Raw genomic sequence first — 25,052 nt, forward strand, 5'->3', positions numbered from 1 at the left:
AGATAAATAATGAACGAAGAACTTTTTGACCGCTTTGATTCCCTCACCTTCGACGATGTCCTCATCGTCCCTGGCTACACCGAAGTCTTGCCCAACGAAACGGATGTGCGCGTCCAACTCACACCGAACATTCAACTCAACGTCCCGATCCTCTCCGCCGCCATGGACACGGTCACCGAAGCGCGGCTGGCGATTGCCTTGGCGCGTGAAGGCGGTATGGGCATCATCCACCGCAACATGCCGCCCGAAGCCCAAGCCGCCGAAGTGGAAAAGGTCAAGCGTTCGCAGTCAGGCATGATCGTCGAACCCATCAGCCTGCAACCCGACGCGCCGCTCAGCAAAGCCGAAGAGATCATGTCCACGTATCACATCAGCGGCGTGCCCGTCACCGATGACAAAGGCAAACTCGTCGGCATCCTCACCAATCGTGACATCCGCTTTGTCGAACCATCTGATTACAACCTGCCCGTCAGTCAGTTCATGACCAGCGGAGAAAAACTCGTCACCGCCAAAGTGGGCATCTCTGCCAAAGACGCGCAAGACATTCTGCAAAAATATCGCATCGAAAAACTTCCACTTGTCGATGAACATGGCATCCTCAAAGGCTTGCTCACCGTCAAGGATATTCAAAAAGCGCGCGACTATCCCAATGCCTCCACCGACTCCAAAGGACGTCTCATCGTCGGCGCAGCCGTCGGCGTGGGCAAGGATGTCGAAACCCGCGTTGACCTCATGCTCAAAGCAGGCGTGGACGTGGTCACCATCGACACCGCGCACGGACATTCCAAAGGTGTGCTCGAAGCCATTCGCCGCATCAAAGGCGCATGGAAAGACCTGCCCGTCTTCGCGGGCAACGTGGTCACAGCCGAAGGCGTGGATGCACTCGTCGAAGCAGGAGCAGACGCAATTAAAGTCGGAGTCGGTGCGGGTTCCATCTGCACCACGCGCATCGTTTCGGGCGCGGGCATGCCGCAAGTCTCCGCCATCTTCGAATGTTCACGCGCCGCGCAAAAACATGGCGTCGCCATCATCGCCGATGGCGGCATCAAGTTCAGCGGCGACATCGTCAAAGCCATCGTCGCGGGCGGCAATGCCGTCATGCTTGGCAGTCTGCTCGCGGGGCTTGAAGAAGCGCCAGGCGAAGTGATGATGTATGAAGGGCGCCGCTTCAAGGAATATCGCGGCATGGGCAGCCTCGGCGCGATGAAAGGCTACGGCGTTGATCGCTATGCCACGGGTCAAAGCGGCAGCGGCAAACTCGTGCCCGAAGGCATCGAAGGTCGCGTGCCATATAAGGGCGCGCTCGGCGAATATGTCTATCAACTCGTCGGCGGTCTGCGCTCGGGCATGGGCTATGCGGGCGCCGCCTCGCTCGAAGACCTGCGCACCAAGACCCGCCTCACGCGCATCACCAACGCGGGTCTCATCGAAAGCCACCCGCATGATGTTATTATTACCAAGGAAGCCCCAAACTATCAGTTGAGCCAGCGATAACACATGACCCTTCACCTTCTTTCTCCTTTGGATGGACGCTACGCCGAGACCACATCGCCTCTGCGGGATCACTTCTCCGAGTTTGCTTTTCTACGCGACAGAGTGCGCGTCGAACTTAACTTTTTGCCTGCTCTTTCCAAAACAGGCTTGGTGCGCCCCTTGAGCGACTCTGAGTCCGCGCACCTCGAATCGGTTCTCGCAAATTTCTCAGACGCCGACGCAGAACTGATCCTCGAATACGAACGCAAGACTCGTCACGACGTCAAAGCCATTGAGTATTTCATCCAAAGCAAATTGCAGGGAACCTCTCTCGAAGATCTGATTCCGTGGATTCACTTCGGCTTGACCTCCGAAGACACGAACAGCCTAGGTCAAGCCATTGCACTCAAAGAATCAAGAGACAAGGTCATTCTCCCGAATATCGAATCTCTAATATCGAATCTCTCTGATTTTGCTCTCAAATACAAATCCACCCCCATGCTCGCCCGCACGCATGGACAGTTCGCAGTCCCAACCACGCTGGGCAAAGAATTCGCCGTCTACATCGCCCGCCTCAAAAAGACTCGCGACGAGATCGCATCCCACAAATTCGAAGCCAAGTTGACGGGCGCCGTCGGCAACTTCAACGCCTTGCAAGCCGCTGTCCCCAATGTGGATTGGATTTCATTCAGCAAAGAATTCGTCTCAAGTTTTGGTCTTGAACCCAATCTGCTCACCACCCAAATCCTCCCCTACGATAATTGGGTTAGATATTTTGATTTGATCCGATTAACGAATTCCATCCTGATCGACTTCGCTCAAGATGTCTGGCGTTACATCAGCGACGGCTATCTCAAACAAGCCGTTGTGGCGGGCGAAGTCGGTTCGTCCACCATGCCGCAGAAGGTCAACCCGATTGACTTTGAAAATGCCGAAGGCAATCTCGGTGTGGCGAATTCGCTCTTCGCGCATTACGCCCAAAAGTTGACCGTCTCACGTTTACAACGCGACCTCTCCGACTCCACCGTCCGCCGCACGTTTGGCACGGCGTTGGGTCACAGCCTGTTAGCATGGACCAACTTCCAGCGCGGTTTGAAGCGCATTGCTCCTGATGAGGAAAAACTCACAGCCGAGTTAAATGCCCATTGGGAAGTCGTCTCCGAAGGCGCACAAACCATCCTGCGTGCCGCTGGAAAATCAGACGCGTATGAATCGCTCAAAGAACAAACCCGCGGACGAGTCCTCACCGAGTCTGATTACAAAGCTTGGTGTGATTCAATTGACGTAGATAATGCCACGCGCGAAAAGTTAAAAGCACTCTCACCCGAAACCTATATCGGATTGGCAGTTGAATTGACTAACCTAATTGTGGGCGGGCAGTAATTTGCCTGTGACTTCCCCAAAGCCTACTCGATAACCATCACCTTCGCACCAGCCTGTCAGTGCAAGGGTATCACCATCTTCGAGATAGGTGCGTTTTTCGCCGCTCGGCATGGTAAGCGGATTTGTGCCACGCCATGTAAGTTCCATAAGGCTCCCGTATGAATCAGGGGTGGGTCCACTGATCGTGCCTGAACCGAGCAGATCACCGGGTCGCATATTGCAACCGTTGACTGTGTGATGGGTAAGCTGTTGGCGCATCGTCCAGTACATGTGGCGGAAGTTGGAGCGTGCAATGGTGGCGGGTGATTTCATTTGCTCAGTTTGTAGCATTACTTCCAGTTTGATGTCGTAAGAGGCGGGGCCGCTGCTTTGCAGGTAGGGAAGTGGAGTTGGGTCTTGGCTGGGGTTTTCGCAACGGAAAGGTTCGAGTGCTTCAAGCGTGACGACCCACGGTGAAATAGATGTGGCGAGGTTTTTTGAAAGGAAAGGGCCGAGTGGCTGATATTCCCATTTTTGAATGTCGCGCGCACTCCAGTCGTTGATGAGTACAAGACCGAAGATGTGTTCTTCGGTCTTTTCAATGGGGATGGGGGAGCCAAGTGGATTACCAGGGCCGACGAAGAATCCCATTTCGAGTTCGAAGTCCATATTGCGACTTGGACCGAAAGCGGGTTTGTCTGCGCCTTCGGCGATGGTTTGCCCATTGGGTCGGCGTATTTCTGTGCCGCTAATGACGACCGAGCTTGCCCGTCCGTGATATGCGATGGGGATGTGTACCCAATTCGGCATAAGCGGATTTTCCTTGCTGCGGATCATGGATCCAATATTGGTGGCATGTTCTTTCGAGGAATAAAAATCTGTGTAATCGCCGATAGTAGCTGGGAGATGCATGGTCACTGCGCTCATCGGATGCAGGACTTGTTTTTGTAGTTCTGAGTTGTCGCGCAGAATGGGATTGTCAGCGGAAAGAAGGCTTTGCAAAGTGATGCGTGTCTCATGCCATACTTCACGGCCCAGGGCCATGAAGGAATTGAGGTTGGGGTGATTGAATATATGTTTGGTTTTGAGATGTCCCGCCTGTTCGAGCACAGCCAGATCAAGGACAAATTCCCCGATCGCAACGCCGACTCGTGGATGCTGGTCTTCTGGTGTGCTGAAAACGCCATATGGCAGGTTTTGAATGGGAAAATGAGACTCGGGGGAGACAGGAATGAACGATCTAAGCATTAAGAGGTGTCCTTTTTGAAATTATAGTAACGGTTTCAGTTGTTTTACAACCAGCCCAATTTCTGCATGTCTTCGCGAGGCTCATCGAAACTGCAGCTGCCGTAGGCGATGAATTGCGATTTTCGAGCGTCGGCGATCTCTTCGGAAGTGGTGGAAAGATTTTTCCAGGCGAAATATGATTCATTAAAATCGAAATGACGCGGGTCTTCTTCGTTCAATATTTCGATGGTCTGTTCCAGGGATAGATTATGCGCGCGCGCGAGGATGGCTGCACCGAAGACATTGATGAATCCGTGCATTTTTGTCTGCACGCTCTCGTTGTAGTGGCGAATGGGATGGTGAAGCCCAGCGGTTGCCTTGAATGGGACTCGATGATCCCGACACAGGAGCAAGGCATGGGCGACCTGCTCCACGGCAGGGAAAGCATGCGCAACGACGCCGCCGCAGCGGAGTTTGAATCCGCTGCGGCGGCTGTTTTGTTCGTTTTGTTGGGAAAGAGTGGTGATGGTCGCAGCCATATTTTCGCGCCAGGCATCATCGAGTGGAATCTCGTAGAAGGTGGTCAATTTGTGTTGATTTGTAATTTGCTGGCTGGTTTGATTCAGCAGGTTGAATAACTTTGTTGGAAAGCTGAGAATGTCTGATGGGAGGCGCACTTCGAAAATATCGGCGGTTGCTGGCTGGGTTTGGCGAAATGCCTGTATATCCGCCAGGTCAACTTCCAGATTGCGCATGAATTCGTCTGCATCTTTCCACTGCGCCCGAGGACGGAAAAGCGCCATGCGGCCGAGAGAATTGGCAGCTTGGATAAATCCACAGCGGGGATGATGAACCGGCCCAGCATCCAACTGTCGGCGGAGGGAAGATACGCGCCATATTCGTCCAATGCTGAAGTAAGGTCAAGGCTGGCAGGTGGGAAGAGGCCGGCATAATCGATTAAGCCGTCCATGAATGCCTGAAAGGGTTGACTTGGAGTGGATGATTTCATGTTGTGGATATTTTAACGCTTATCCTATTGATCTGAAATCTACGGATTTGGATATGCGGGATTGGTGGGTTTGAGTGTGGGACGCACCGGAGGCTCGGGCAGGAAGGATGGCGTGGGGATGATGCTCAGGTCGATTCCGCTGGCATCAACCCAGGCGAGATACAACCAGCCGATCTTTTCATCGGGCGCTTTGACGTAGAACCAGTCTTTGTATTTGCTTAGCACTTCCATCTTTGTGCCGCGGATGTATGCGTCCGAAATGGTCGGATAATCCACATCGGGGCCAGACCTGAGATAGGCGAAATCGATATTAATAGTGATGAAAAGCGGCGACGGGGTGGATGTAGGGCTTGGTATGACAGTTGGAGTTTCAGATGGAACTGGGCTGGCCTGAACAACAGGCGGTTGAGTTGCTGTGGCGGTTGGGGTGCAGGCGGTGATAAATAGGATCAAAGCGGATAAAACGATAAAAGAATAGGCAGGGCGTTTCATTGGGAATCTCCTTTTGTTTTTTTTGTAAGCATAAGGTTTAATTCCAAGGTCTGCAATGAAACATAAGTAATGGGGTAGGACAGGTGGTAATTTGGGAGATGCCGAAGGATTAGGTGCCGCGATAATCGATTGTGTAGGACGGGATGGTGATACCCGAGATGGAAACGCTGAGCGGGCGGGATTTGATGCCTGCCTCTGGCGAAATTCGTTCCATGGCTTTTTGGGTGACCAGGATCTCGCCAGCGGCAGCGGTATCTTCGCCGAGTTTGCAGGCGCGATTTACCGCATCTCCAAAGCAATCCTTGCTGCTAACGACCAACACCTTCCCATAATCGATTCCACAGGCGATGTGGACATCGAAATCATTGGGCGTGAGCAGGTTCGATGCGTCGAAGGCGTGTTGCAGGGAAATCGCCGCCTGAACGGCAGGCAACGCATCAGGGAAGACGGCGAAGCAATTGTCCGCTTCATACTTGAGCATCTTTCCATTGAAGGAGGTGATGATGGGCTCCGAAACCAACTGCATCCGCCGCACCATCGAAAGATAATGAATGATGCCATACTTGCGTGTCAACAGCGAAAAGCCAGACATGTCAAGCACAAAGATTGCCTGCTCGGTGCCATATTCCTGCCACAACTCGGCTTCAATGGCTTCCCGATTGACGCTGCTGACTTCCTGTGAGTATTTCAAAAGCAGGTTTTGAAATTTGGATGGTAATTTTCGGTTCATGATAAATAGAATACAACCAATGGTTTGTTTTCGCAAGTAAATTTCATGACAATGCCCTCCCAAAACTGGGAGGGCATTTTTCTAAATATCTCCAGGTTCATCGGCCATGCGGACGATTCTGGGTGAAAACTTTCCGACGATCTCCACGAGGTCGCTTTGTGCGGCGATGACATCCTCGATCTGTTTATACGCCTGCGGGGATTCATCGAGGCCGCCGCCGAGGAGGGTGACTCCACGTTCTTTGAGATAGTCATCCCGAGCGGATCTGCTGATCGAATCGATGGCGACTCTCCGACTCATCCTCCGACCCGCTCCATGCGAGGCTGAAGAAAGAGAATTCTCCACCCCTCTGCCGCGGACTACGTACCCCGCGTCTCCCATGGAGCCTGGAATGACACCGTACACACCTTCGCCTGCTGGCGTTGCTCCTTTGCGGTGGACGATGACCTTGCGCCCATCAGGGAGTGTTTCATGCCATGCAAAGTTGTGATGATTTTCCACCACAGCCGATTCCTTCAGCCCGATGGCGGCGGCCACACGTTTGTGAATGATGTAGTGATTGGCCGATGCGAATCTTCCAGCAAGTTCCATCGAAAGCCAATATTCCTGACCTTCTTCAGAATCAAGCGAGAGCCAGGCGAGATGTTTAACACTCCTATCAAGGTCGGGATGTTTCTCCATGGCGAGTTTACTGAAGCGGTCGGCGATTTTTGCGCCGACGCCGCGTGACCCGCTATGGGAGAGCAATGCCAGGTATTGACCAGCCTTCAACCCGAACGAATCTTCGTGCAGTCTGAAACTGCCCCATTCAACAAAGTGATTGCCCGTGCCGCTGGTGCCGAGTTGGTTCATGGCGGTGTCTTTTAGGGTCCGCAGTTGGCGGGTGGCGAGCCAGGCTGAATCATCGAGCACTTCGTGCTGGGCTTTTTTTGCACCCGTCCATTTTGCGCCCATGCCGAAGGCGGTTTCATTCCACAGTGATTCTTCGAACATGCCTTTCTTTTGTCCAAGCAAGTTGGGTGAGACTTCGTAAATGGAGATGCGCATGCGGCAGGCAATGTCCACGCCCACGGCGTAGGGGATGACGACATCTTCAGTGGCCAGCACGCCGCCGATGGGCAGGCCATAACCCACATGGGCATCAGGCATCAACGCGCCTGTGACCGTAACAGGCAGGCGCATGGCGTTATTCATTTGTTTGACCGCTTCGTCGTCGATATTGTCCCGCCCCCAAATGGGGAATGGCAGCGGATTTTCCCGCAGTGCTTCTGGTTTGGGCTCGTCCTTTTGCGTGATGCGGATGCATTCGCGGGCGAGGTCTGCGGTCACGGCATCGGCGAGGAAACTGCCGGGGTTTTGCCGAACAGCTTCCAGTTGGGCGAGAACCGCGTCGCGTTCCATGCCTTGTTCCATCATTTTTGCGGCAGCGTCTTTTGCAAGCCCGATGATCCTTCCGTCGGGCCAGTTGTTGAGTTTCAGGATTTTTCCTGTAATGATGTCCATTTTAAATTCTCCGATATGTGTCACTTTGAGTGTAGCGAGAGGTCTTTTATTTCGCTATGGGAGACTCTTCGGTCGCTATCGTTCTCTCAAAGTGACATAATTTGCTAGATCGGGTCGGGCGGGTCGCAGGGACCTTCGCAGACGAGGGTGGTAAATACTTCGGCTTGAAGCATCCATACACCGTTTTTTGTCCGCTGCCATTTGGCGGCATAGACGCCCGACGCGTGAACCAAAATTCCTTCAGCAGTGTAACTTCCTTGCCAACTGCCGATTTCCTGTGCGATTCCCCAACTTTCGTTGGCGGTGACCTCGCGCGGGGTTCGACGATAGACGGCGGTTGGGTCGGCGTGGAAAAGCTCAGACCAACGTATGCCTTCTTCTTCCGCTCCGTGGAATTGCGCGCTGCGACCCGTGATGAGATGGTAATTCGGGGCTAACAGAGTCTTAATGATGTCTGCGTTTTTGGTTGCGATGGCGCTATTGAAGCGTTCGCGGGCGGAGTGGATCATTTCGGTTGAAGTAGGTTGAGTCATGATGTTTTTCCTTTTCCTTTTACGCTTCGACTTCGAGGCTGAATACACACAGCCCTTGTGCTTTACGCGAATTTTTTATTGTTCTTCCAGTTTCCACAACTCGCGCATTTCCTGGCTGGTTGTGAGCAGTTGATCGAGCGTGCCTTCGGATTCGATCTTGCCATCCTTCAGCACGATGATGTGATCGGCGCGCCGCAACAGCGGACGGCGGTGAGAGACGACGAGACAGGTCAATTGATTGTCTGCTGCGAAGATTCGCTCCCACAGTTGACTTTCGGTTTCGACATCCAGCGCACTGGAGAGATCGTCGAAGACGACCAGCTCAGGTTCGCGGATGAACATGCGCGCGGCGGCGGTTCGTTGCGCCTGCCCGCCCGAGAGTTTGACTCCGCGCGCGCCGACCATGGTCTCAAGATTGTCATCGAGTTGTTCCAGGTCGCGGTCCATGACAGCGAGTTTTGTGGCTTTGTAAATTTCTTCGTCGCTGCGTTGCATGCCCAGCAGAATGTTGTTTCGCAGTGTATTGCTGAACAGGCGCGGAACCTGCGCGGTGTAGGCACAGCGCGGAGGGACGAGGAAGTCGCCGGGTGCTGTGAGGATGGTTTCGTTCCAGCGTATCTCGCCTGATTCGATGGGAAGCAAGCCAAGCAGGGCGCGCAGGAGCGTGGTTTTGCCAGAACCGATTCGGCCTGTGATCACTGTCAGCGAGCCGCGTTTGATCTTCAGGGAGATGTCTTCGATGCCGTTGACTGAATCGGGGTAGTGAAATGTCAGATGGTCAGCGGACAGGTTGCGGAGTGAGTCTGATTCGGTTTTCGTCGGATAGATCACATCGGGCAGAGGCCCATCCAGATCTACTTTGCTGTGTTCAACAAGCGCGTTCAGGGGCGCGTTTTCCATCAGGTGATACATGCGTTGAACCGAGACATTGAGTTGCTTGTAACGAGCTACAAGCATGCCGCCAAAAGTGGTGAGATCGCCCATGCTTTGTAATAAATAAACGAAGAGCGAAAAATCACCGAGCGTGAAATTGCCTTCGCGCATTGATTGTCCGACGAGGACGAGGATGACTCCTGTGCCAAGTGTGGACATGTTGCGGTAGATCGAGCCGAGTACTTCATCAAACAGTTTTTCACGGATAGTGAGTACGCGCCGTTCATCGTTGAGTTTATGAAAATAGTTGATGACATCTTTTTCAGCCGTGGCAACTTTGACAGCCTGCACAGCGCCGAAAAACTCGCCGATGAAGCCAGTCACTTTGCCGCCAGCCTGACGTGATGATCGGCGATAATGTTCGATGCGGCCTGTGGCAAGATTTGCGATGATGCCAACGATCGCCAGCGGGATCAGGGCCATGACCGTTACGGAGGGGCTGATCTGTGTCATCAATACAATCGCGACGGCGATGATGATGAGCCCAACCATGATGTCGTTGATCAAAATGACGAATAACGGAATTTCGTCCACGTCCTTTTTGAAGCGGCTTACGGCTTCGCCTGGTGAATCGGGGAGTTGTGATGCGCCTGGCCGCTTCAAAATGTAGCGCAATAGATTTTTGCGCAGCAACGTATTCATGTCCGCGAAGATGGGTACATCGGCATAATAAAACCCATAGCTTGCGACCACGCGTCCGATCCATGTGGCGGCGAGAAATGCGACGATGGCCCAAATGCCGAAGGTCAATTGTGCTTCGCCTGTGACCATATCGAAAAAGGCTTTGATGATGAGCGCGGGCGCAACCTGCCAGCAGAAGCGAATCAGCGCCACACTAAACAGATCCACGACCCAAAGCCACGGGCGAAAGCGGACCATTTCCAGAATAACTTTCCACGCTGGGAGCGCGGGTACTTTTTGAGTGAAGGTTGTTTCTGTCATAATAAAATTCCTTGCGGTTCTTGGCCGCGGCGATAGACAATGGACGGTAAATTTTTTGTATTGCTCAATTGTCTACGGTTACGCCAGCACTTCTTCCATGCCAGTTTGCAGCAATTGATAAAAACGCGAGTTTGAGTCGGCGGCCAATTCTTTTCGGTTGCCGTATTCGCTGACTTTGCCTTTATCCAGGATCATGACATTGTCGGCGCGGTGGATCGTATCCAGCCGATGCGCGATGATGATGGCTGTGCGGTCTTTCAATAGCTTGTCGATGGCGCGCTCCAGTTTTTGTTCCGTGGCGGGATCGAGACGGGATGAAGCTTCGTCAAGGATCACCAAGCCTGGATTTCGTAAAAAGACCCGTGTGAAAGCCAGTAATTGCGCTTCACCCGCGGACAGGGAACGGGATCCTGTTTCGAGTTCGGTATCCAGCCCTTTGGGCAGATTCTGGAACCAGTCGCCGAGTTCCAATTCTTCGAGGGTTGCGATGATTTTTTCATCGGGTATCGTGCGGTCGAAGAAGGTCAGGTTGTCGCGGATGCTGGCACGAAAAAGCTGAACATCCTGAGTGACGATGGCGATGTTGCGCCGTAGGGTTTCGATGTGCGCATCGCGCAGGTCAGAGCCGTTGATTTTTATGCTGCCAGCGTTCACATCGTACAGACGGAAGATCAAACGTCCGAGGGTGGTTTTGCCGCTGCCTGTGCGGCCGAGCAGCCCAAGTATGGAACCAGGCTTCAGGTCAAAGGAGAGACCGTTGATGACTGTATCCTCACTATTGTAGGAGAAGGTCACATCCTCGAAGGTCAATTCGAGCGGACGCGATGGAATTTCCACGCCGTCGCCGCTGATGACCTCTGCCTTGAAATTGCGGAATTCGGTCAGGCGCTCCACACAGGCACCGATGGTCTGAAAGCTTTCGATCTCGTGGGTCATCGCCCAGAATGGTTCTTCCAGCAAATTGATGTAGTGTACGAAAAGATACACCGTGCCGATGGTGACCAGACCCGCAGAGAAAAGCCAATATCCGCTTGAAATGGCGAGCAGGTTGCCAGTTGTCAGCGCGAAGCCCATCGCATTTTCAATGATCCAGCGTTTGAAATGCGCCTTGCGGTCATGGATCAGTTTGACGCCTTGCAAGCGGAACAACTCTCGAATGGAATAATCCACTGCGCCGCTGGAGCGGATATCTTCCGTGCCAGCCAGTTGCTCCTCGATGAAGCCGTAGATTTGCGCTTCCGCTTCGCGCCTGGCCTTTTGATGCGGTACGGCGATGTCCTTGAGCCTTCCGAGAATGACGATCGTGAGGACCGAGTAGACCGTAAATGCCAGCCCTGCACGCCAATCTTCAATGAAAAGCGCCACGAGGATTCCGATGAGCAGTAAGCCGTTGGCGATTAGATTCAGCGCGAATTGCGAAAAGAAAGTTGCCAGCTCGGTCACATCGCCGTCGATGCGTTCGATCAATTCGCCGGGCGTGTGGTCGTTGTGGAATTTCATGTCGAGATGCAGAGCATGTTCCGCCAGTTCAGCGCGCAGGTCATTAGTGGCGGTCCATGCCACGTTTTCACCGAGATAAGTCACACTCACGGCGACAGCCTGTTGGATCAAGGCGATACCGATGAACGCAATGGCGGTCCACATAAGCGTGGATAGGGCCTCACCAGCCAGCGCCGAGTCGATAAAGCGGCGCATGATCTGCGGGGCGAAGATCCGCAAGCCGATGCTGCCAAACAGCAAGGCGGCGAGCAGAATGAATCGTCCCTTTTGCGGGCGGATGTGGTCGGAAAGCAGATTCCAATAAGATTTGAAGGAAAGGTTCATGATGTTTTATCCATTTGACAATAAAAAACACGGCGCAGGTGCGCCGTGTTTGGAGAGACACAGGGAATTGAATCCGCGGTTAACGGTCAATAGGCGCACTTCGAGAAGGTGGAGATATTCGGGGCTGTTTTGCTGTACGATGCAAGGTCATTTGAAGTGCGTTCCTTTCTTTAGATTTAATGATTGCAGTTTACATGAGAATTGGATGAACTGTCAAGGTGTTTAGGTTTGTATCTTCATGTTAAACTGTAATGCGATGTCAGATACAAATCTTCTTCTTAAGCGCTTGCAGGCTTTTGAATTTCTGCGCGGGCTGGATCCTGATGTTCTTTTGCAGCTTGCGGAAAGTTCAACATGGAAAGTATTCGCGCCTGACGCCGTTGTGTTTTGGGAGGGGGATGTTGAGAGCAGTTTGTTTTATTTGCAATATGGTTCGTTGAAGATCGTGAAATCCTCGCAGGATGGACGCGCTCAAGTACTGCGATTTATCAGCGCGGGCGAGGTGTTCAATGAAGTGGGTGTGCTTGCCAAAAAGCCAAATCCTGCCACTGCCATTGCGCTGGAAGAATCGGGGATATGGTTGATTCCGCGTCAGACACTGGAGGCGGTGATTCTGGCGCATCCGCAAATGGCGCTGCAGATTATTGAAAACATGGCGGATAAGATCATCAACCTGGTCACCCTTGCGGCGGACCTGTCTTTGAAAACGGTTGAGGCGAGATTCTCCAAATTGCTGCTGGATCAGCCTGAGGGGGATGTGATCGAGCGTCGCCGTTGGATGAATCAAACCGAGCTTTCTGCGCATCTCGGCACTGTGCCGGATGTTTTGAGCCGCGTCATCCGCGAGTTGACAAAAGCGGGCTTGATTGAGATGGATAAACATCAAATCCGCATTTTGGATCGTGATGAATTGATAAAGCGGGCGATGCTTCAGGATAAATAGGCGTAATTCGGTGCAGGGATAATTGGGTTCAAAAACCCGACAAAAGTCGGGTTGCGAAGTGGGGAAAAGGATTAAAGTCAGGCATATCAAAAAGGAGTTCATATGTCTGACACAACATCACAGGTTTATTTTTTGGATACGAAATCGAAGGCGGTTTTTTCAGCGGATGGGACGAAGCCCCAGTTCCTGATCGATGCGCCAAATTTCAAGGCGCTTGTCGTCGGGTTGGAGGCTGGGCAGCAAATCCCGCCGCACCCGGGCGGCCCGGCCATGTATCACTTTCTTGAAGGAGATGGATTGATGACGGTTGGCGAGGAAACTTTTGCGATTAAGCCCGGGGCGACCATTGTTGTGCCCGCGGGTGTAAAACGCGGCATGAATGCAAAAACACGCGTCGTGTTTCTCGGGTCAAAAGGGGAGTAATCAAACATGACTGAAAATACACCCACCCGGTATCACCCTGTTCAGGTAACGCTTCACTGGCTGGTTGTTGTTTTGGTATTTGCCGCATTTGTGATCGGTAAAACCATGAGCGGGCAACCCAATGACGCAGATAAACTCATGCCACTGGCATTGCACATGGGGCTGGGCATCATCACAATGATCGTGATTGTCATCCGTTTTGTGACAAGATTGAAACTCCCTAAACCCGCCCATGTTTCTGCGGGAAACCCATTCTTCGATTGGGTCGGCAAGGCTGTCCATTACGCCTTGTATTTATTTGTCTTTTTGATGGCGGTCAGCGGCATGTCACTTTCCGTGCAGACTGGACTCCCTTCAATAGTTTTTGGTGGTTCAGGCTCGCCTTTGCCCGCAGACTTTTTTGATTTCGCCGCACGGATGCTGCATGGTTTCATTGCACCCACACTGCTTCTTCTTGTGCTTTTACATGTTGGCGCGGCTTTCTATCATCAACTCGCACTCAAGGATAAGCTCTTTGCGCGCATGTGGTATGGAAAATAAAAAGACAGTGCGGCATAAAGGAGCGCGATGAAATTGACGCTTAACAAAATTGCGGCCATACTTGCCTTTACGCTCGGCGGATTGTCCATCCTTGCAGGTGGAATGGCAATGCGGGGTTGGAATCCCGGGTATTTTGTCCTCAACTGGCTGCCTGTTTATAACTTTATCATGGGCGTGTTGACTGTTTTTATCCCGGCCATGCTCATTTGGAGAAACAGCCGTTATGCCATGCCTGCCGCGATTGCCGCGCTCGGTATTCATGCAACTGTGACCGTGCTTCTTTTGTCAGCTTTTCGCGGAACACCCGCAGCCCAAAGCATCCTCGCCATGTTCTTTCGAGTGGCCGTCTGGTTGATTATTCTTGCCCTGATGTTTTTCCAAGCTCGAAAAAATAACGAGGAGATAAAATGAAAACTACAACTGGAAAGTGGAATATCGGCGTTGGCCTGTGGGTAATGGCCGCGTTTATGATCTATGGTTTTGTGTTGATCTATCTGCGCGATTTCGCCCCCGGTAAAGCGGAATGGATCGCAAGTTACTCAACAGGAAAACACTTTGAAGCGCGGCTTGCGCATGTGCATGGAAACCTTTTCTCGCTGCTTAACATTGTCTTTGGCTTTTTGCTGATGAAACTGCCCTTGAAGGAAAACATGGCGAAATGGGCCTCATGGCTGGCGCTGACTAGGTCTGCTTATGCCGCTCGGTATTTTGGGCGAAGTGTACCTTGGGCTGCCTTACTACTTTGTGCTGGTCGGCGGTCTCTCCATTTTTGCCGCAACCGTTTTGTTGGGAGTTGCCGTTGTGCAAATGAAACAGGCTTCATAGGTTTATTTCTGCAACTTTCTGCTCTTTTGGGTTTTCCAAAAGAGCAGAATTTATTTAATCCGCTTTGCAATGATGCGGGTCATATACTTTCGTGGATGTTCGTCAGGTTTGTGATCACTCCAAAAGGACTACAATATGCTCCTACGGAGGCTTTATGAAAAATAAGTATCGAATGCGTTATTGGCGCATTGTTTTATTCTTTGCCCGCGTCACTGTGAGCATCATTTTTTGGGATATTTTCCTGTCGCGCATTGGCTTGGGGTTTCTCGGAAGAAACTCACGTACACAGCGGCTGCGCGGCATCGCGATTCGCTTTCGCGCGCTGGCGATTCATCTTGGCGGCGTGATGATCAAGGTCGGGCAATTCCTCTCCGCGCGGCTGGATGTTTTGCCGCCTGAGATCACCGACGAACTGGCAGGATTGCAGGATGAAGTGCCGCCTGTGGATTATGAATCGATCCGCGTCCAAACCGAACTGGAACTTGGTTCGGCCCTCGATAAGGTTTTTCTCGTCTTTGAGAAGGCGCCCATCGCTGCCGCCTCGTTGGGACAAGTTCATCGCGCCCGATTATTTCCGCATGAAGCAGAGACAGTCGGATTCGAAAATGTCGTCGTGAAGGTTCTGCGTCCCAACATTGAGCAGATCGTGGATGTGGATATGTCCGCGCTGCGGGTGGTGGGCGGCTGGCTGAAGCGTTATCGTCCCGTCAGCGACCGCGCCGATGTGCCTGCTATCGTCGAGGAATTCGCAGCCACCATCCGCGAGGAAGTGGATTATCTGTCAGAGGGGAAAAATGCCGAGGCCTTTGCAACCAACTTCAAGGGAGACGAGAACGTTTACGTCCCGCGTGTGGTGTGGACTCGTACCAGTCGCCGTGTGCTGACGTTGGAGGATGTCTCTGCGATCAAGATCACGGATTACGAAGCTATTACCGCCGCAGGAATCAACCGCGGCGCTGTTGCGGACCGTTTGCTTGCCACGTACTTGAAGCAGATTTTTGAGGACGGATTTTTCCATGCCGACCCACACCCTGGGAATTTGTTTGTTTCTCCGCTGCATGAGAAGAATGAAGATGGCACCGCAAAATTCCGCTTGACGTTTATTGATTTCGGCATGGTCGGGCGGATGCCTGAACGGCTGGTGGAAGGCTTGCGCGAAGCAGTGATCTCGGTGGGCCTGCAGGATGCGTCGCGTTTGATCAAGGCGTATCAAACATTGGGTGTATTGCTTCCGAGCGCGAACATCAAATTGTTGGAGGAAGCCAGCACCCAGGTCTTTGACCGTTTCTGGGGCATGAGCATGAACGAACTGCGCAGCATCCGCCATGACGAGATGATGAAGTTTGGTTTACAGTTTCGCGAGTTGATGCTGACAATGCCGTTTCAATTGCCTGAGAATCTTTTACTGCTTGGCAGGACGATCGGGATTTTATCGGGCATGTGTACGGGGCTAAATGCCGATTTTAATTTATGGCTACAACTCGCTCCCTATGCAAAGAAGTTGACCGAAGGCGAAAATGGCTCAACCTTCGATGTGTTCCTGAACGAAGCAGGGGAGTTGCTCAAAACCCTGATCGCCATCCCAGGCAGGACAGAACGTGTGCTGGGGCGCATCGAACGCGGCGAATTGAACGTGCAGATGCCGCTGGTTAATATTCAGATCAGTTACCTGGAGCGTTCGTTGAATCGGCTGACGGGGGGGATTGTTTTTCTTGGTTTGCTGATCTCTGGCGCGATCCTGTATGACGGTCACGTTTTGCTGGCGCAGGGATTGTTCGGCGGCGCGATCTTGGCGTTGTTCTACACGGCTTTCCTTGCCAGAGGGAAGCGTCCGTTTCGGTAGTTCACGCATGACACATATTGGCTTTACAAAAAAATCCCAGCCGACTGGCTGGGATTTTTGCTTACGAGGATTTTTCTTCCGTTTTCTTGATCGCAGCGTCGATCAGGCTGCGGAAGGCGAGCAACGCTTCCTTGCGGGCTGCGCGGCGGTGCTCAAGAAAACCCGGCGGAAGGATGGTTTCCATGCTCTTGCGCATTTCCTGACGGGCGGCTTTCATATGTTCCAACGCCTCAGGCGGAAGTTTATCTCTCATGGACTTGCGTTTTTCTTCATTCATAGGTCACTCCTTTTATCTCTTTTGATTATAGCACCGTTGAACTCAGACGGGTTTTTGTTGTCACCGAATCGCTTACAATGGGTGAAAAGAGGAGCCGATGAGAAAACCATTCACACTTTCATTGAAGTTTACTTTTACACTGCTGGTATTTTTTGCGATTGCAGGTTGTGACGCCATTGCACCTGCATCACCAACGCCCGATGTGCTAGCCACCGTTGTAGCGCAAACACTGACCGCCATGCCGAATTCCGAGCCAGCGATTTCGTCTACGCCGATTTCGGCTACATTTACCCCGATCCCGCTCACTTTCACGCCAATCCCAGTTTCGATTACCGCCACGTCCACGCCGCCGATTGGTGGGACGAATTTCTTTTTCACCAATGCAGAAAATGTCAATCTACGGGTGAATCCGGGCAGGCTGTTTCAAGTCAGCCGCGTGTTGGCAAAAGGGACAAGGTTACAGGTATTGGGTAAAGCCCCGGGCGGACAATGGCTGAACGTCGTGAACGACGAGGGTGTTGTCGGTTGGGTTGGGAAGGATTTCTTGGAAGGTCGCCCAAATGAGCGCAACCTGATTGTGGTCAACCCTACAGATGTGCTGACGATAACTGGGCAGATCCTTGATGTGAACGGAAACCCTGTCAACGGTATCGGGTTTGCCGCTGTTCAAGGCGATAAACGAGATGATGCCGTTACAGACGAGGCAGGGATGTTTTACATTTTCCTGCCCGCCAAATTTACAGGTGCATGGACTGTAAGCTTTGTTTCTGTGTCGTGCCCGAGCACCACCATGGATGCCAATTGTAACTGTCTCAATGACACCTGCGGAAAACCCGACCCCGAAATTGTTACAGGGATGCTGCCAATGTCTGCACCACTGAGTTTTATTTGGAAATAGATTAGAAGACGAATCAAAAAACGCTGCCGAGTTTGGCAGCGTTTTTTTTGTATGGGCAGGTTTTATTTTTTCTTTTCCAGCTTTGCCCAGGTGTCTTTCAAATTCACCGTCAAATTGAAGACGGGCTTTTCAGGCGTTGAGTCTAGGTCGGCGCAGAAGTATCCCACGCGCTCGAACTGAACATTTTCGCCAGCTTTTACGTCTGCAAGCGCGGGTTCCACAAAGGCGTTCTCAAGGATTTCCAGTGATTTGGGGTTGATGATGCTTTCCAATTCGCCGTCGTCGGGCCGCTCCACATTGAATAACTGGTCGTACATCCGCACTTCCGCGGAAATGGCATGCTCCGCCGAAACCCAATGAATTGTGGACTTCACCTTGCGCCCATCGGCAGAATCGCCGCCGCGTGTGGTTGGGTCGTACGTGGCATGAACTTCAACCACTTCGCCCTTATCATTCTTTACCACGTGTGTGCATTTTACGAAATAAGCATATCGCAGGCGCACTTCGTTCCCCGGATACAAGCGGTAATACTTTGGCGGCGGAGTCTCGCGGAAATCATCCTGTTCGATATAAATTGTCTTCGAAAACTTCACTTTGCGCGCACCGGCATTCGGATCTTCGGGGTTGTTGATCGCGTCCAATTCCTCCGACTCGCCTTCAGGGTAATTATCGATCACCAACTTGATCGGATTTAACACCGCCATGCGGCGGATCGCGCGTTTATTCAAGTCGTCGCGAATGACGGCATCGAACTGTGCCATCTCGACCCAGCTATCGTTGTTGGTCTCGCCAATGCCTGTCACGAAGTTGACAATGGCTTCAGGGGTCACGCCGCGGCGGCGCAATCCACGCAGGGTGGTCAGGCGCGGGTCATCCCAGCCGCGTACCATGCCCATCTCAACGAGTTTGCGGAGTTTGCGTTTACTCATCATGGCATAGGTGAGATTCAGACGCGAGAACTCGATCTGCCTGCTAGGGAAGGCTTCTAGTTTTTCCAGAAACCACTCGTACAGCGGGCGATGAATGATATATTCGTTAGAACACAACGAGTGTGTGACGCCTTCCATCGAGTCGTTCTGTCCGTGCGACCAATCGTACATCGGGTAAATGTGCCATTTGTCGCCTGTGCGGTGATGGTGGACATGCATGATGCGATACATTACAGGGTCACGCAGTAAAATATTGGAATGTGCCATGTCAATTTTTGCACGCAATACACGGCTGCCTTCGGGGAATTCTCCGTTCTTCATGCGCTCCAGCAGGTCAAGGCTTTCTTCGACTGGGCGGTTGCGGTATGGAGAATCGACCCCAGGACGAATAGCAGACTCGGTTTCGCTCCACTTTGTCCCCTTGGGTAATGTCCCTCGTCCAGCACTCATTTCCTCCTGAGTCTGATCGTCAACGTACGCCAATCCCATTTTGACTAACCGCACAGCCCACTCATAGAGCAGGTCAAAATAGTCCGATGCAAAAGTCACCTTTGCCCATTCAATGCCGAGCCACTTCGCATCATCTTCGATGGCGTTCACGAACTCGGTTTCCTCCTTCGAGGGATTCGTGTCATCGAAGCGCAAATACAACTCACCGCCGAATTCCTTTGCGGTGAAATAATCGATCAAAAATGCCTTGACATGCCCGATGTGCAAATATCCATTCGGCTCGGGAGGTAGGCGCGTGCGGACGTATTTGAAGCGTCCATTCTTCAAATCTTCATCAACCGCCTCACGGATAAATGCGGGAATACGACTTACAACTTCTTCTGAACTCATGGATGACTCAACCTTCACAGTGATTTTATGCGGATGAAAAACCGCCTCTTTCTTAACTTCAGCCTGATTGCGTTTCAGGAACATTTTCCTGCCTGAAACCGTTACAGGTGAATAGCACGCCAATTATAACTGCTTTATAATAACCACACCCTGGAGGTACCCATGACCGAATCAAACCAAAACAAAACCAATTTTGCAGGCACGTACTTTGACCGTGATGCCGTGATACGGCTGACCCGCTTTTTGAAGATCGCCTCATGGATCGTTGCGGTGGTCTATATCTATCAATTGATCACCGGCATGGCAGTATTCGTCCTGCAACTTTCCCGTAACCTTGTCTACATCGGTGGCCCCACAGATTTGATGCAGCAGATCGGCTGGCTGCTACAGCCCAGCCTCGCTGGGGTGATCTTTTACGTGGCCCTGCAAGCCTTTGCTCAGGCCCTGTTGATCTTGCTGGATATCGAAGACAATACCCGCCGTGCTGCCCGCAAATAGAACCTGTATAAATAAAATACGCTCCAATGTAATTGTGATTTCCCTTTTCTATAATTTTATGCTGTAAACTGCGGCCATAGAATTACCCACAAAGGAAGAAAACAATGGTAAAATGTTGGCCGTCTTGGGGAGTCGTCCAACGGCAGGACATATCCCTCTGGAGGATAGTATCTTGGTTCGAATCCAGGCTCCCCAGCTAAACCCGCTAGAAATGGCGGGTTGTTCGTTTAAATTAAGTAGCGTGTAGTCAATTAGTTTCGGATGCAAAAGATAAACTTTAAGTGCCTTATGCAGGCCATGACTTTGCATGAGGCACCTGTATTTTTTAACCTGCCGAAGACGAATCGCCTGACTGAAAATGGCTTTGTAAGCTGCGATATTTAAGTTCTTTTTTGTTCAATGCTTGAATGGCAGAGACTGCCGCCATTGCCGCGGAGAGAGTGGTGAGCAGAGGCACATTCATAGCGATTGCGGCTGAGCGGATCGCTGCTCCGTCACTGTGGGCGTGCGGGCCAAGCGGAGTATTCAGTACCAGTTGGATTTTCCCTGCACGGATCAAGTCTACGATCTCAGTGGAGCCATCCTGTGCTTTTTGAACAACTTCCACAGGCAGGTTGGCTTTCTGGCAGAATGCGGCCGTTCCCGGTGTGGCACATATTTTGAAGCCAAGGCGGTGCATGTCGCGCGCAAATTTCAGGCCTGAGCTTTTATCATAATCATTGACTGTAATCAGAACTGTGCCGCTTTGTGGCAGACCAGTCCCTGCGGCAATTTGTGATTTGGCGAAGGCGTGCCCGAAGTGTGAAGCGTGTCCCATTACTTCACCAGTGGAATGCATTTCAGGTCCGAGCAATGAACTTGAGCCAGATAATTTTTTGAAAGGCAAGACAGCCTCTTTCACAAAGAAACCATCCACTCGCGGTTCTTCCAAAATTCCGAGACTTTCCAAGCTGCTGCCTGCCATCACTTGCGCGGCGGCATAGGCGAGATTTAATCCAGTGGCTTTGCTGGCGTAGGGGACAGTTCTCGAGGCGCGCGGATTCACTTCCAATACACAGACAACTTCATCCTTCAATGCGAACTGCACGTTCATCAATCCACGCACGCCGAGGGCGAGACCAAGCTGCTCGGTATATTCGCGCATGATCCCAAGATGATAGGCGCTGACTTTATACGGAGGCAGGACACAAGCCGCATCTCCCGAATGGACGCCTGCTTCTTCGATATGCTGCATAATCGCCCCGACAACGACTCGCTCGCCGTCTGCGAGTGCATCCACATCGATTTCGAAAGCATCTTCCATGAATTTGTCGATAAGAATCGGTTGACCAGGAGCCGCCTCAATTGCGCTTTGAATGAAGCCCGCCAAATGGGGTTCGGACTCAACTAGAGCCATTGCCCGCCCACCCAAAACAAAGGATGGACGCACCAAAACGGGATATCCGATTCTTTCAGCGATGACACGCGCCTCTTCAATGGAACGCGCGATTCCATTTTCTGGCTGGGGAATGTCCAACTCTTTGAGCAGTTTCGCAAATTCTTCGCGGTCTTCGGAGAGTTGAATGGCGTGCGGTGATGTGCCGAGAATTTTCACGCCCGCCGCTTCAAGCCCAGCCGCGAGGTTGAGCGGAGTCTGTCCGCCGAATTGGACGATGACGCCGACAGGTTGTTCAATGTCAATCACGTTGAGGACATGCTCAAGTGTGAGCGGTTCAAAATACAAACGGTCTGCGGTGTCGTAATCGGTGGAGACGGTTTCAGGGTTGCAGTTGTACATGATGGTTTCGTATCCCATCTTGGACAAGGCAAACGCAGCCTGACAACAGCAATAATCGAATTCAATTCCCTGACCAATGCGGTTTGGTCCGCCGCCGAGGATGAGGATTTTTTGCTTATCCGTCGGGCGGGATTCATCTTCCATTTCGTAGGCGCTGTAGAGATAGGGCGTCTGTGATTCGAATTCTGCGGCGCAGGTGTCGACTCTTTGGAATGTAGGCGTTATGCCTAATGATTTTCGTAACTCCCGGAATGATGAATGATGAAGGATGAATGATGAATTTAGAAGCCGCGCAATGTGTGAGTCTGCAAAGCCCATTTGTTTGGCAATACGCAAAATGGATTTGAGTTCGGCTCAGGTCTTGCAATTCCTAATCACTAATTCCCAGTCACTAATCTCCTTCATCTGAGCAAGGAACCACAAATCATATCCACTTGCTTTGGAAATTTCTTCGAGTGACATTCCCTGTTGAATGGCGCGATAGACACGGAAGAGTCTGTCGGCGGTGGGGTGTTGCAGAGTGGCGAATGTTTCAGGTTCAGCGACCAGCTCTCGGTTAGGGCCAGAGGCGTCGAGTGCGTCCACACCGATTTCGAGGGATTGAATCGCTTTGTTCAAGGCTTCGGGGAAGGTGCGTCCCAATGCCATCGACTCGCCGACGGATTTCATCTGCGGGCCGAGAGTCGAATCCACGCCTGGGAATTTTTCAAACGCCCAGCGCGGAATTTTGACGACGACATAATCGAGCGAAGGTTCGAAGGCGGCTTTGGTTTGACCTGTGATGTCGTTGGTGATTTCGTCGAGGGTGTAGCCGACGGCGACGAGCGCGGCGAGTTTGGCGATGGGAAAGCCCGTGGCTTTGGAGGCGAGCGCGGACGAACGACTGACGCGCGGATTCATTTCGATGACAACGACGCGGCCTGTTTTCGGGTCAACGCCGAATTGCACATTCGAGCCGCCTGTTTCCACGCCAACGGCAGACAGCACGCGATGAGCAAGGTCGCGCAGGATTTGATACTCGCGGTCGGTGAGCGTTTGCGCGGGCGCGACGGTGATGCTGTCGCCTGTGTGGACGCCCATCGGGTCGAGATTTTCGATGGAACACACGACAACGAAGTTATCTTTTTTATCGCGCATGACTTCGAGTTCATATTCTTTCCAGCCGAGAACGGATTCTTCAAGCCACGCCTGACCAATTGGCGATTCAGAAATTGCGCTGCGGACTGCTTCTTGAAGTTGAGCGGGTTCATAGACCCACGATGCACCTGTGCCACCCATCGCAAATGAAGCGCGGACCAAAACTGGATAGCCAGTCTGCTTGATGATTTCTTCGGCTTCTGCAAACGAATATGCCGCGCCGCCATGCGGAATGGGGATGCCAACTTTTTGCATGGTCTCGCGGAAAAGCAAGCGGTCTTCGGCGGCTTTGATGGCATTGAGATTCGCGCCGATGAGTTGCACGCCATATTTTTCAAGCACGCCATTTTCGCTGAGCGCCAGTGCAAGATTTAATCCCGTTTGCCCGCCGACAGTTGGAAGCATGGCGTCGGGTTTTTCCTGCGCGATGATGGCTTCAAGTGATTCGACAGTGAGCGGTTCGATGTAAGTTGCGTCCGCGATTTCGGGGTCGGTCATGATGGTGGCGGGATTCGAGTTGACCAAGACCACGCGATAGCCTTCGGCTTTGAGTGCTTTCACTGCTTGCGTGCCAGAGTAATCAAACTCCGCGGCTTGACCAATAACAATAGCGCCAGAACCAGGCACAAGAATTGTATGAATATCTGTACGTTTCATGATTATTTACCCCCAATCATTTTGAAGAATTCGCCGAAGATGTCATGCGCATCATGCGGGCCAGGCGCAGACTCAGGATGAAACTGCACGCTAAACACAGGTTTGTTTTTCATTCGTAAGCCTTCAAGCGAGTCATCGTTCAGGCTTTTATAAGTGATTTCCACTTCGTCTTTATTCAAGTCGCCTTCAGTGACGCAGTAGTTATGATTCTGCGCGGTGATAAGGACTTCGCCATTCGGCAAATATTGAACGGGATGATTCCCGCCGTGATGTCCAAACTTGAGGCGGTGTGTGTCTGCACCAAGCGCGCGCCCGATGAGTTGATGACCGAGACAAATGCCAAACATTGGCACGCCGCTTTGGATGAGTCCGCTCACGGCTTCGACAGCGTAGGGCAAGCCCGCAGGGTCACCTGGGCCGTTGGATAAAAAGACTCCATCGGGTTTCATCGCCAGCACTTCATCGGCAGTTGTATCCGCAGGGACAACGGTCACATGTGCGCCGTAACTTGAAAGATGGCGAAGGATATTTTCTTTAATTCCAAAATCATAAGCAACGATTGACCACGGACGACTGACCACTGATAACTGATCACTGATCACTGGTTTTACCCACTTGCTTCCCTCATCATCCACCCACCGATAACTCTCTTCGCAAGTCACTTCCTTCACCATGTCGCGGCCATCAAGTCCCGCCCAGTCACGCGCCATTGCAAGTAACTTTTCTGGAGATGTTCCCTTTGTGGAAAGCGCGGCTTTTTGTGTGCCGCCATCGCGGAGTTTGCGAGTCAGCCAGCGCGTGTCCACGCCGCTGATGCCTGGGACGCCATGTTGAGCGAGCCAATCAGATAAAGAAAGTGCCGAACGCCAGTTCGACACTACGGGACTCAACGAACGGATGACGGCTGCTGAAACTTGCGGCTTCGCGGACTCATCATCTTCCAAATTGATGCCCACATTCCCAATGTGCGACACGGTGAACAGCACACCTTGTCCGCGATACGAGGGGTCGGTGAGAATTTCCTGATAGCCTGTCATGCTGGTGTTGAACACCAACTCAAACACGGCGTTTGTTTCCGCGCCGAAGGCTTGACCTTCGATCACGGTTCCATCTTGTAAAACGAGAGTAGCTAATTTCATAAAAAGTTGGCTCCTGCAAAATACCGCAGATTTTTGGGCGGTAAATTCCGCCGATTATAGCACCTCATTTATTATTGTTTAGACAAATTTTTCAAAAGAATTCCAAGCTTTATTAATTGCTAAAACACATTCTGCATGTTCGTTCATAACCTTGCATCATCTTTCAGATTACTGCATTGATTATCAAAATAGAACATAGGGGTATATCGCTGGTTTATATATTACCCATTTGAGTGGTGTATATTGTTGATGAGTACCCGTATGGGGAATAGCATTAACTATTTATTGCCCTATGATG

21 protein-coding genes, 1 tRNA gene and 1 pseudogene are annotated in these 25,052 nt (G+C 51.9%); 11 read left to right on the forward strand and 12 right to left on the reverse strand.

The window, feature by feature from the left end; all coding sequences use genetic code 11:
• Positions 1–9 precede the first annotated feature (9 nt).
• Together guaB and purB are read left to right on the forward strand one after the other, a co-directional pair.
• Positions 10–1,494, forward strand: coding sequence for an IMP dehydrogenase (guaB, locus tag IPI86_RS20095; protein ID WP_345299798.1), 1,485 nt, complete (start codon positions 10–12; stop codon positions 1,492–1,494).
• 3 nt (positions 1,495–1,497) lie between these two features.
• A complete protein-coding gene (gene purB / locus IPI86_RS20100) occupies positions 1,498–2,856 on the forward strand; it encodes an adenylosuccinate lyase (RefSeq protein WP_345299799.1) in 1,359 nt (452 codons plus the stop codon).
• Here purB and fahA read toward each other — a convergent pair.
• The 8 genes from fahA to IPI86_RS20140 all read right to left on the reverse strand — a co-directional run bounded on the left by fahA (position 2,836) and on the right by IPI86_RS20140 (position 12,028).
• Entirely contained in the window at positions 2,836–4,083 is a 1,248-nt protein-coding gene (gene fahA / locus IPI86_RS20105) for a fumarylacetoacetase (protein WP_345299800.1), read from the reverse strand. The two genes, purB and fahA, sit on opposite strands and share 21 nt — an antisense overlap.
• A gap of 44 nt (positions 4,084–4,127) precedes the next feature.
• On the reverse strand, positions 4,128–4,817 hold the full coding sequence (locus tag IPI86_RS20110) for a hypothetical protein (protein WP_345299801.1): 690 nt from the start codon (positions 4,815–4,817) through the stop codon (positions 4,128–4,130).
• Positions 4,818–5,110: 293 nt separating this feature from the next.
• Entirely contained in the window at positions 5,111–5,563 is a 453-nt protein-coding gene (locus IPI86_RS20115) for an SH3 domain-containing protein (protein WP_345299802.1), read from the reverse strand.
• A 109-nt stretch (positions 5,564–5,672) separates the two neighbouring features.
• Entirely contained in the window at positions 5,673–6,293 is a 621-nt protein-coding gene (locus IPI86_RS20120) for an adenylate/guanylate cyclase domain-containing protein (RefSeq protein ID WP_345299803.1), read from the reverse strand.
• 81 nt (positions 6,294–6,374) lie between these two features.
• Positions 6,375–7,796: an RtcB family protein gene (locus IPI86_RS20125; protein WP_345299804.1), complete on the reverse strand. Its 1,422-nt coding sequence runs from the start codon at positions 7,794–7,796 to the stop codon at positions 6,375–6,377.
• A gap of 104 nt (positions 7,797–7,900) precedes the next feature.
• Positions 7,901–8,329 (reverse strand): nuclear transport factor 2 family protein, encoded by a 429-nt coding sequence (locus IPI86_RS20130; RefSeq protein WP_345299805.1) that lies wholly within the window; start codon positions 8,327–8,329, stop codon positions 7,901–7,903.
• A gap of 75 nt (positions 8,330–8,404) precedes the next feature.
• Positions 8,405–10,204, reverse strand: a complete 1,800-nt coding sequence (locus IPI86_RS20135) for an ABC transporter ATP-binding protein (RefSeq protein WP_345299806.1) — start codon at positions 10,202–10,204, stop codon at positions 8,405–8,407.
• A gap of 78 nt (positions 10,205–10,282) precedes the next feature.
• Positions 10,283–12,028 carry an ABC transporter ATP-binding protein gene (locus IPI86_RS20140; protein ID WP_345299807.1) on the reverse strand — a complete coding sequence of 582 codons (1,746 nt, stop codon included), beginning with the start codon at positions 12,026–12,028 and terminating at the stop codon, positions 10,283–10,285.
• Positions 12,029–12,284: 256 nt separating this feature from the next.
• On the opposite strand from IPI86_RS20140, the gene IPI86_RS20145 reads away from it, so the two are divergent.
• From IPI86_RS20145 to IPI86_RS20170, 6 genes are all read left to right on the forward strand, one after another.
• A complete protein-coding gene (locus tag IPI86_RS20145) occupies positions 12,285–12,971 on the forward strand; it encodes a Crp/Fnr family transcriptional regulator (protein ID WP_345299808.1) in 687 nt (228 codons plus the stop codon).
• A 102-nt stretch (positions 12,972–13,073) separates the two neighbouring features.
• Positions 13,074–13,394, forward strand: a complete 321-nt coding sequence (locus IPI86_RS20150) for a cupin domain-containing protein (protein ID WP_345299809.1) — start codon at positions 13,074–13,076, stop codon at positions 13,392–13,394.
• A gap of 6 nt (positions 13,395–13,400) precedes the next feature.
• Complete coding sequence (locus tag IPI86_RS20155; RefSeq protein ID WP_345299810.1) at positions 13,401–13,934, forward strand: cytochrome b/b6 domain-containing protein; 534 nt, start codon at positions 13,401–13,403, stop codon at positions 13,932–13,934.
• Positions 13,935–13,961: 27 nt separating this feature from the next.
• Positions 13,962–14,345 (forward strand): hypothetical protein, encoded by a 384-nt coding sequence (locus tag IPI86_RS20160; protein WP_345299811.1) that lies wholly within the window; start codon positions 13,962–13,964, stop codon positions 14,343–14,345.
• Positions 14,342–14,917 (forward strand): hypothetical protein, encoded by a 576-nt coding sequence (locus IPI86_RS20165; protein WP_345299812.1) that lies wholly within the window; start codon positions 14,342–14,344, stop codon positions 14,915–14,917. Before IPI86_RS20160 ends, IPI86_RS20165 begins: the two co-directional genes overlap by 4 nt.
• On the forward strand, positions 14,914–16,602 hold the full coding sequence (locus IPI86_RS20170) for an AarF/UbiB family protein (RefSeq protein ID WP_345299813.1): 1,689 nt from the start codon (positions 14,914–14,916) through the stop codon (positions 16,600–16,602). Before IPI86_RS20165 ends, IPI86_RS20170 begins: the two co-directional genes overlap by 4 nt.
• 61 nt (positions 16,603–16,663) lie before the next feature.
• Here the strand turns inward: IPI86_RS20170 and IPI86_RS20175 are convergent, their stop codons facing one another.
• Complete coding sequence (locus IPI86_RS20175) at positions 16,664–16,879, reverse strand: hypothetical protein (protein WP_345299814.1); 216 nt, start codon at positions 16,877–16,879, stop codon at positions 16,664–16,666.
• 97 nt (positions 16,880–16,976) lie between these two features.
• Here IPI86_RS20175 and IPI86_RS20180 point away from each other — a divergent pair, with 97 nt between their 5' ends.
• Positions 16,977–17,777 carry an SH3 domain-containing protein gene (locus tag IPI86_RS20180; RefSeq protein ID WP_345299815.1) on the forward strand — a complete coding sequence of 267 codons (801 nt, stop codon included), beginning with the start codon at positions 16,977–16,979 and terminating at the stop codon, positions 17,775–17,777.
• Positions 17,778–17,839: 62 nt separating this feature from the next.
• On the opposite strand, the gene IPI86_RS20185 is transcribed toward IPI86_RS20180, so the two are convergent.
• Complete coding sequence (locus IPI86_RS20185) at positions 17,840–19,546, reverse strand: glutamine--tRNA ligase/YqeY domain fusion protein (protein WP_345299929.1); 1,707 nt, start codon at positions 19,544–19,546, stop codon at positions 17,840–17,842.
• A gap of 162 nt (positions 19,547–19,708) precedes the next feature.
• Here IPI86_RS20185 and IPI86_RS20190 point away from each other — a divergent pair, with 162 nt between their 5' ends.
• Both IPI86_RS20190 and IPI86_RS20195 read left to right on the forward strand, forming a co-directional pair.
• Positions 19,709–20,044 (forward strand): hypothetical protein, encoded by a 336-nt coding sequence (locus IPI86_RS20190; RefSeq protein ID WP_345299816.1) that lies wholly within the window; start codon positions 19,709–19,711, stop codon positions 20,042–20,044.
• 125 nt (positions 20,045–20,169) lie between these two features.
• Positions 20,170–20,240 (forward strand) — tRNA-Gln (locus IPI86_RS20195).
• Positions 20,241–20,369: 129 nt separating this feature from the next.
• On the opposite strand, the pseudogene carB reads toward IPI86_RS20195, so the two are convergent.
• Together carB and carA are read right to left on the reverse strand one after the other, a co-directional pair.
• Positions 20,370–23,615: pseudogene (gene carB / locus IPI86_RS20200) on the reverse strand (carbamoyl-phosphate synthase large subunit).
• 2 nt (positions 23,616–23,617) lie between these two features.
• Positions 23,618–24,754: a glutamine-hydrolyzing carbamoyl-phosphate synthase small subunit gene (carA, locus tag IPI86_RS20205; protein WP_345299817.1), complete on the reverse strand. Its 1,137-nt coding sequence runs from the start codon at positions 24,752–24,754 to the stop codon at positions 23,618–23,620.
• Between the last annotated feature and the right edge of the window lie 298 nt (positions 24,755–25,052).

It is taken from the genome of Candidatus Villigracilis affinis (assembly GCF_016705895.1).
Lineage (GTDB): Bacteria > Chloroflexota > Anaerolineae > Anaerolineales > Villigracilaceae > Villigracilis > Villigracilis affinis.